Here is an 8816-nt window from a genome sequence, read left to right as displayed (position 1 = left end):
CAGCCAGCATGGTGAATCAGAAACAAGCTGATTTGGGAATCCCAAATCGATTCAACCTAACCCCATCCCGCTTTAGTGCCTACTCCGCAGGCGCTGCCGACATCTCCGGATGTGAGGCGTAGTGTTCACTTGTACGCCGGCTGAGAGCATAAAATCCAGCCGCCACTACGGCATAGGAGAGCGCGACTGCCGGCGTGACGCCGAAGCCGCCGCCAACGCCGACGGCCTCGCCGTGCATGAAGCCGAAATAGGTCAGGACCGCACCGACGAATGCGAAGGCTGACGCCTTCTCGAAGTCGCGCTCGATGATGAAGACGCCGATCGCCCCCAGGATCAGGCCCGCGAGGATCGAGCCGCCACCCATTACCTCGAGGCCGTGATAGAAAACGCCCTGCTGCGGCAGCGCGGCGATTGCGGCGGCCTTGACGGCGTCCGCCTTGTCGCCGGCCATGCCGCCGACGGTCGCCGCCGCCGTCATGGTCGAGGCCAGCATCGTGTCGATCTGGAGTTTTGCCCAGGCGGCCAGATGCGGCGTCAGCGCCAGCACGATCGCAGGCGCATGCTTGACTGGCGTGGTCTGAAACGCCTGCGCACCGATGAGCATGCCGATATAGAGCAGGATCGGCGAGATCGCGACCACAGGCACCAGCGCCAGCAGCACCGAGATGATGCCGAACCACGACAGCACGACGACCATCACGCCGGTCGCGGCGGAATAGCCGATGCGCCCACCCATCGCCTTCCAGCCGGGATGACCGATATAGACCGCGTTGATGAAGGGATTGCCCATCAGGCAGCCGATCAGGCTGACGACGCCATCGGCAGTGAGCACACGCGTGGTCGGATATTCGTCTCCGGCGGCCTCCGCGCTCTCGACATTGTCCATGGCCTCGACGAGGTCATAGATGCCGAATGGAATCGCGGTGACGAGGATGACGCCGAGAAACTCGAAGCCGGAGAACACGTGACCCACGGCAGGAAGTGGCACCGAGAAGCCAAAATTGGCGAAGGCATCGCCGACGCCCTTCACACTCAATCCGCCGAGACCAAGCCCGAACAGGTTCGAGCCCCAGGCGATGACCATGCCGACTGCGATGGCGACGAGGCCTGCCGGAATGCCGCGCGGATATTTCACGCCGCCGAACCAGCTCACCAGGATGATGGCGAAGCAGACAAGACCAATCTGCGGCGTCATGTACATCTCGAGTGCCGGACGCATCGAGATGAAGGTGATGGAGACGCCGGCGAGCGTGCCGAGCAAAGCCGCGCGCGGCGTGATCCTGCGGATGAACGGCGCGATGAAGCCGCCGATCATCAGGATAAAGCTTTGGAAAAACACCCAGACCAGCCCCGCCGACCATCCCTTCAGCGGATCGCCCGTCCGAAGCGTGATCGGCAGCATGATCACGAAGGTGACGATGAACATGTGCGGCACGCTGACGCCCGAGGGCAGCGCGCAGACGTCGCGACGACCGCTCTTCTGCGCCAGGCGGTAGGCGAGGAACGCGTAGTAGAATGTCGACAGGCACATCATCAGCCCGAGCGCGGGCAGGATGCGGCCGAAGACGAGGCTGTCCGGCATCTTCAGCACGAAGCGCAACAGGCCAGTGAGCACGAGCATGTTGACGAGGATGTTGGTGCCGAAGCCGAAAAACGCGTTCCAGTCGCCCGGTGTCCATAGTGCCGGCTTGAACTCGGACTTATCGATCTCAGACTTGCCGGCCGTCCCCGTCAATGTGCTCATGGTGATCCCCTAAATGGTCGAAGTCTTCAACGCCTCCAGTACTGCGGCAGAGTCAGCGACCCAGCCGAAGATTCCGCCCTGGGCCTTGATCATCTTCAGGCCCATCTCGTGAAACTCGGGGAAGTAGGACGCGCAGCCGTCCGAGATGACGACGCAGCGATAGCCGCGGTCATTGGCCTCGCGCACGGTGGTGTTGACGCAGACTTCCGTCGTGACGCCGCACACAAGAAGATTCTCGATGCCGTATTTCTCCAGCACGTCGCTGAGCTCGGTGGCGTAGAATGCGCCCTTCCCGGGCTTGTCGATCACGACCTCGCTGTCGAGCGGATAGAGCTCGGAAATGATGTCGTGGCCGGCCTCGCCGCGGATCAGGATGCGGCCCATCGGGCCGGGATCACCGATGCGCAAAGACGGCGCACCGCGCTCGATCTTCGCGGGTGGCGCGTCGGAGAGGTCAGGCAGATGGCCCTCGCGAGTGTGGATGACCAGCATGCCGCCCTCGCGCGCCGCCGCAAGCACCGCGCCGATCGGCTTCACTGCGCGCGCGAGCTGGGAGACGTCGTTGCCAAGCGTCTCGCCGAAGCCGCCCGGCTCCATGAAGTCGCGCTGCATGTCGATGATGACGAGTGCCGTAGTCGACCAGTCGAGCTTGATCGGCGCGGGCTCGGCGTCGATGACGCCAAGTGTCGGCTTCGCTGAGTTCAACATGCACGTCCCTCGCGAGAACACCCGTTGCCAGGAGTTCTGCAAGCGCCGTGCCATTGTGTACAATAGCGACGGTGCGGGATGAGTGCAGGATTTTGTTGCGCTTTCAGTACGTTATGAGAGAAGCCGAGGTCTGCCCATTCCCTGTGCGGCGGCTTTGCGACGGGCATCTGCTCAAGGCTTGGGCGGAGGAACGCTCCACTCGTCATTCCGGGGCGACGCGAAGCGTCGAGCCCGGAATGACGAGCGGAGGGATTGGCGCCTATCGCGCGCTCCCATACAACCGCCGATACTCTTCCTCATACGGCGCGTACGAGTCCTTGATCGTCGCCATGTTGAGCAGCATGGTCGCGACTATCGCATTCGCCTTGTCGAACACGCGGGTCTTCACCCAGGCGCTCTCGGTGCGGCGGCTGGCGGAGAGCGCGACCACCTCGCGTTCGACTTCATAGTCTTCGCCGACGAAGAGTGGGCCCTTGATCAGCCGGATCTCCTGGTCGGCGAACAGCCCGACAGCCGGGCCCTTCGACGGGAGCGGATCGTCCTTCGCACGGTACTGGAAGAGCACGCTCAGCATCTCCATCGGGATGATGGCTTTCTGCCAGGGATTCTCTCCGCTCGAATAGAACGCCGAGTTCTCGGTGATCACCGCGAGCTTCTGCCGCAGCGAGAATGGATAGAGGTCGCCCATGTTCTGGTCGAGGCCCATTCGCACGGTCTGACGCTTGCTGGTCTTCGCCACCTTCACGTCGCGCAGAATCACGGGATCAGCGAGTGGCTTGAGCTCAGTGAGGCGCGTCTCGAGCGCGGTCGCAACCTGCGGATCGCCGACCGAGGCCGAGCCGCGCAGCACTTCCGTGCCGTCGCGCTTGACCATCTGGATCTGGCACTGGCTCGTACCGGGGAGAGGCTTCGACAGGATCGCCTGCACCTCCTCGCCTTCGAAGCAGGCGTTGCGATAGTGCGCGGAGAGGCAACCCGTTTCGAACCACGTCCGTCCCCACAGCCGCGCGCCGAGCGGCGCGAACTGGCTGAAGTGGGTCGGGCCTTCGATGGTGCCGCCCTTGAAGCCGAGCTTTTGCGCGGTAGCATCATCGTGGATCGAGGCATGCGCATCGTAGACTTGCGCCTGCAACATCTGGCGCGGCTGGCGCCATGGCCCGATCAGGGCGCTGTCGGTTTCAGTGATGTCGGTGTCGAACGCTTGTGCCGTCATGTTTTCCTCCGCAACAAGATATCAGTGGGAGACCGAGGCCGCAGCAGCACTCGGCGTGACCACCGCGCCCTCCGCCAGATGCCGACCCGCAATGTACCCGAACGTCAGCGCGGGCCCCAGCGTGATGCCCGGGCCGGGATAGTTGCCGTTCATGATCGAGCCCATGTCGTTGCCGCAGGCGTAGAGGCCGGCGATCGGCGTGCCGTCCTCGCGCAGCACGCGGGCGCGGGCGTCGACCTTCATGCCGATGGCAGTGCCGAGATCAGCCGGATGGATGCGAAGCGCGAAGAACGGCGCGCGCTCGATCGGCGCGACGCACGGATTGGGCTTGTGGCTGACATCGCCGAGATGGCGCTGATAGACGGTACTGCCGCGGCCGAATTCGGGATCGCGGCCCTCGCGCGCATGGGCGTTGTAATCGGCGATGGTCGCGGCGAGCGAGGATGGCACGACGCCGATCCGCTCACCGAGACGCGCGATGCTTTCGGCCGCGATCAGCTCGCCGCTCCTGACGTAGCGGCGGTAATTCCAGGTGAACGGCTCGATGCGGCCGAGGCCGTAGGTCCACAGGAAGTCGCGGTCGCAGATCAGATAGAAGGGCCGATCAGGCTCGCCATTGCCGTCGCGGAGCATGCCGAGCACGAACTCGTGGTACGACAGCGCCTCGTTGACGAAGCGCCGGCCGGCCGCGTTGACGGCGATCACGCCCGGCTTGGCGCGGTCCGTCACCGTGTGCGGGAACACGCCGCGGCTGCCATCGGCGCGGCGGAACAGCGAGGCCGGCACCCAATAGGCCGGGCTCGTCGCGTCCGCGTTCAGCGCGGCTCCGCCTGCTATCGCAAGCCGGAGCCCGTCGCCGGTGCCGGCCGGCGTGGTCGCCGAGACATATCCTGCGGCGGTGGGAAAGAAGCGCTTGCGCAAGGGCGCATCGTGCGAGAAGCCGCCGGTCGCAAGCACCACGCCGCGGCGCGAGGCGATCAGGCGGTCGCGCGAGCCATGGCGGAGGGTCACGCCACTGACACGGCCGCCCTCGACGACGAGGTCCTCGACATCCGTGCTGAAGAGGATTTCGACCTGCCGCGCCAGCAGCGAAGCGTAGAGCCGCGCCGCGAGCGCGTTGCCAAGATGCAGCGTCGTGCCGCGTGGGCTGCCAAGCCGCTGCAGCGCATATTGCGAGATCAGGCGCAGCGACCGCAGCGTCGAGCCAACGGACTTTCCAATCTTGCGCAAATGCGGAATGTCGAGCCGGTTGACCATCATGCCGCCGAACAGCATGAATTCCGGCAAAGGCGGCCGCAACCGGGCGAAATGAGCACCCAATCTGGTGCCATCGAACGCCACCGGCTCCAGCACGCGCCCGCCCGCCGTCGCGCCAAGCCGCTCGGGATAGTAGTCGGGATAAGCCTTCACCGGCTGGAGGCGCACTTCCGTGTTCGCTTCGAGATAGGTAATCGCCTCCGGCCCGCGGGCGAGGAACGCCGCACGCAGGCCGGCATTGGCGGGCTCGGGTACGGTGCTCGCGAGATACTGGACGGCATCAGTGACGTTGTCGGAGAGCCCCGCCTCTTTCATCTTGCCGTTGGCAGGAATCCAGACCATGCCACCGGACCAGGCGGTGGTGCCGCCGACGAACGCGGTCTTTTCGATCACCAGCACACGCAAGCCCTCGGCGGCAGCGACGGCCGCCGCCGTCATGCCACCGGCGCCGGCGCCGATCACGATGACGTCGTAGATCTCATGCGCCGGCATCATGCGGCGGGGTTTTCCGGGCAAGGCATGACGCAGTCATACTCGCCCGGTTGGTCCCAGGCTAGCGCGCCGGCTTGCGCTCGATGGGGTCAATGTCGATCGCTCGCAGGCGCCCGAGGCGCAGCACATCCATGGCGAGCCGCCGGCCGATCCGGTCGCGGTCGAGCACGCGGATCAGATCGTCGACGCCGTTGATTTCGACGCCATCGAGCTTGATCACGACATCGCCGGGGAGCAGCCCCGCCTTCGCCGCCGGCCCGTCCGGTTCGATCTGGGCGAGCAGCGCGCCCATCTCGTTCTCGACGCCGGCAAGCACAGCATGGCGCCGCGGGATCGGCGCGGTCTGGCCGGCGACGCCGATATAGGCGCGGCGGACATAGCCGTGACGGATGATCTCCGACAGCACGAACTGCGCGGTGTTGCTCGCAACCGCGAAGCAGATGCCTTGCGCGCCGCTGATGATCGCGGTGTTGATGCCGATCACCTCGGAATTCGACGAGACCAGCGGCCCGCCCGAATTGCCGGGGTTGAGCGCGGCGTCGGTCTGGATCACGTCCTCGATGGTCCGGCCACTCACCGAGCGGATCGAGCGGCCGAGCGCCGAGACCACGCCGGCGGTCACGGTGGACTCGAAGCCCAGGGGATTGCCGATCGCGATCACGAGCTGGCCGCGCCGCAGGCCCTTCGAATTTCCGAGCGAGGCATAGCGGAGGTCGCGGGCGCCGTTGGCGCGGAGCAGCGCCAGATCCGTGTCGGGATCGACGCCGAGCACTCGGGCGTCGCCGACATTCCCTTCGATATCCCGCAGCCGGATCTCCTTGGACGAGCCGACGACGTGGCTGTTGGTGAGCACCAGTCCATCCGGCGAGATGACGATGCCAGAGCCGAGGCCGCCGCGCTCGCGGCCGTTCGGGACCTTTGGCCCGGTCTCGACACGCACCACGGCCGGCCCGACGCGCTCCGTCACGCCAATCACGGCATTGGAATAGGCATCCAGCAGGTTCTGGTCGTCGACCGGGGTGGATTGGATAGGTTGCGATGACAGACTGGCATCGCTGAGATCTGAGGTAAAATCTAACATGGCGAAATTCCTTCGCGCGTCAGATGGTTACCTCGAACTTATAATGCAAGCCGGCCGCTCTTCACGAACTGCTTAACTGACCTGACGCATCGCGTGAGCTCGGTCCTTGACCGGGTCGAGCAGCGACCAATCGCCGTCCTCCAGCACGTGCCCTTTCGGGAAAGGCGCGCGCGGCTCGAGCCCCAGCGAGCGCAGCACGCGGTCGTCGCGGTAGTAGCATTGCAGCACGACGCGGACGAGCGTTGCGGCCGGCGCGCCGCCCTCGGCGCGGAATGTGCTGATCACGCTGTCCCGCGCCGCAGCATCGAGTTCGGCGAGCGGCATGCCGGCAAGCCGCGCGAGATGATCGAGCGCGGCTGCAACGAGCTTGGCATCGCGGCCGAGGGTCGCGAGGATGTCGGCCTGGATGAGGTCGTCATCCGCGCCCGGCACACGGTACTCCTCGCTCGCCGGGATGATCATGGCGGCAATGGTGCGCAAGTCCTGGCGCTGTCGCGACGTGAGGGTGATCTGGTCGGGCATGAGATCCTCTAATCGAACAAATTGGCGAGGCGCTGCTTCATCTGGTCGGCGACGTAGAGCGCGATGGCCTGGATGGTGGAGGTCGGGTTGACGCCGCCCGAAGTGACGAAGACGCTGCCGTCGACAATGAACAGGTTCTTGACGTCATGCGAGCGGCCCCATTCGTTGACGACGGAGCGCTCGGGGTCGGTGCCCATCCGCGCGGTGCCGAGCAGGTGCCAGCCGCCCCAGGGGATCGGACTGTTGACACAGATGTCCGTGGCCCCCGCGGTTTCGAGAAACTCGCGGCCGCGAGCCAGCGCATGCTCCATCATCTTCCGGCTGTTCTCGCTGATGGTGTAGTCGATCCTGGGCGCGGGAATGCCATGGCTATCCTTGAGCACCGGGTCGAGCGTGACGCGATTATGCTCTTCCGGCAGGTCCTCGCAGATCGCGGAGAATCCCAGCCGATGGCCGTTGAGCTTGCGGAACACGCGGTGATGATCGGCACCCCAGGGAAGAATGCCTTTCTGCTCGCTCACGACCGCCTCGAACACCGGTCCTGCGCCGCGCACGAACTGGACACCGTAGCCCCGCACGAAGCCGCGGGACAGGTCGGTGTCGTAGAACTCCTTGCTCCACAAACAGGTCGGCGGCGCGCGATTACTGTCAGTCGGCTCCGTGACATAGCCGTAGATCTGCGCGTAGGGGTGGAACATGAGGTTCTTGCCGACGAGCCCTGATGAATTGGCAAGGCCATTCGGGAAACGCCCCGACGCGGAGTTGAGCAGCAAGCGCGGCGTGCCAACGCCGTTGCAGGCGATGATCACGACATGCGCGCCCTGGAACTGCTCGACGCCGTCCTTGTCGTAATAGACCACGCCCGAGGCCATGCCGTTCTCGTCGGTCGTGATCTCGCGCACCCGGCAATGGGTGCGCAGCTCGACGCCGGCGCGGATCGCCTGCGGCCAATAGGTGATGTCGGTCGAGGCTTTGGCACCTTGCGCGCAGGCCGGGGTGCAATGGCCGAGATTGATGCAGCGCGCCCTGCCCTCGTAATCCATCGTCGCGACCGTGGTGTCCGACGGCCACCAGTGCCAGCCGAGCTTGTTCATGGCCTTGGCGACGAGGGGACCGGAGAGCCCAAGCGGCTGCGGCGGCATCGGCGGATGCGTCAGCGGCGAGAGCGGATCGCCTGATAGTCCCGATGTGCCCATGATCCGGTCGTTCTCCTCGAAGAACGGCACCAGCCTGTCGTAGTCGATCGGCCAGTCGTCGGCGACGCCGTCCAGCGTCTTCACCTTGAAATCGGACGGATGCAGCCGCGGCCAGTGCGCGGTGTACATCACCGTCGAGCCGCCGACCGCGTTGAAATTGACGACCTTGATCGGCGAGTTGTCGTCGTTGATCGGATAATCCTCGGGCCGGCCGCGGATGTTCGGACTGGTCGACCATTCACCGTAGAACCTGGCCTCCCAGTCCCGACCGGTGCTTGGATAGTCCGCCGGCTTCATCCAATCGCCCTGCTCGAGGCAAAGGATGTGCATCCTGGTCTCGGCGAGTGACCAGGCAACCGCGGCTCCGGAGGCGCCGGCGCCGATGATCAGGACGTCCACGGGTTCGTTTGCCAAAGTCATCCTCCCGCTCTCGCCGCTTCCCGGGCGATTGAGCCTTGCGTGCAGCGTCAAACGATAGGGTCAGAGCGGCGGGCGAGTAAAGCTGCAGGGAACGAATGTCAGGCTTCGCTGGGCGCAGACCATTGGTGTTGCAATGTCGAGATGCTAGAGAACCCTCGCGAAAGAGCCAATCGATAGCGAGAA

General features: G+C 65.1%; 7 protein-coding genes. All 7 read right to left on the bottom strand.

Translation table 11 applies throughout. The features are described 5' to 3' along the window. Window positions 1-79: 79 nt before the first annotated feature. Window positions 80-1744, bottom strand: a complete 1665-nt coding sequence (locus SO180_RS18430) for a regulator (RefSeq protein WP_449380258.1) — start codon at window positions 1742-1744, stop codon at window positions 80-82. 9 nt (window positions 1745-1753) lie between these two features. Next, window positions 1754-2452 (bottom strand): cysteine hydrolase family protein, encoded by a 699-nt coding sequence (locus tag SO180_RS18425; protein ID WP_449380257.1) that lies wholly within the window; start codon window positions 2450-2452, stop codon window positions 1754-1756. A 259-nt stretch (window positions 2453-2711) separates the two neighbouring features. Further along, a complete protein-coding gene (locus SO180_RS18420; protein WP_449380256.1) occupies window positions 2712-3665 on the bottom strand; it encodes a hypothetical protein in 954 nt (317 codons plus the stop codon). Window positions 3666-3686: 21 nt separating this feature from the next. Continuing rightward, a complete protein-coding gene (locus tag SO180_RS18415) occupies window positions 3687-5417 on the bottom strand; it encodes an FAD-dependent oxidoreductase (protein ID WP_449380255.1) in 1731 nt (576 codons plus the stop codon). Window positions 5418-5475: 58 nt separating this feature from the next. Further along, a complete protein-coding gene (locus tag SO180_RS18410) occupies window positions 5476-6495 on the bottom strand; it encodes a S1C family serine protease (RefSeq protein WP_449380254.1) in 1020 nt (339 codons plus the stop codon). A gap of 72 nt (window positions 6496-6567) precedes the next feature. After that, window positions 6568-7017, bottom strand: coding sequence for a hypothetical protein (locus SO180_RS18405; RefSeq protein WP_449380253.1), 450 nt, complete (start codon window positions 7015-7017; stop codon window positions 6568-6570). Between the two features lie 8 nt (window positions 7018-7025). Then, window positions 7026-8633 carry a GMC family oxidoreductase gene (locus SO180_RS18400; protein WP_449380252.1) on the bottom strand — a complete coding sequence of 536 codons (1608 nt, stop codon included), beginning with the start codon at window positions 8631-8633 and terminating at the stop codon, window positions 7026-7028. Between the last annotated feature and the right edge of the window lie 183 nt (window positions 8634-8816).

The sequence above is a fragment of the Bradyrhizobium sp. UFLA05-112 genome (genome assembly GCF_053572325.1).
Note: the sequence above shows the minus strand (reverse complement) of the source record. Positions and strands in the feature narration are given on the sequence as shown.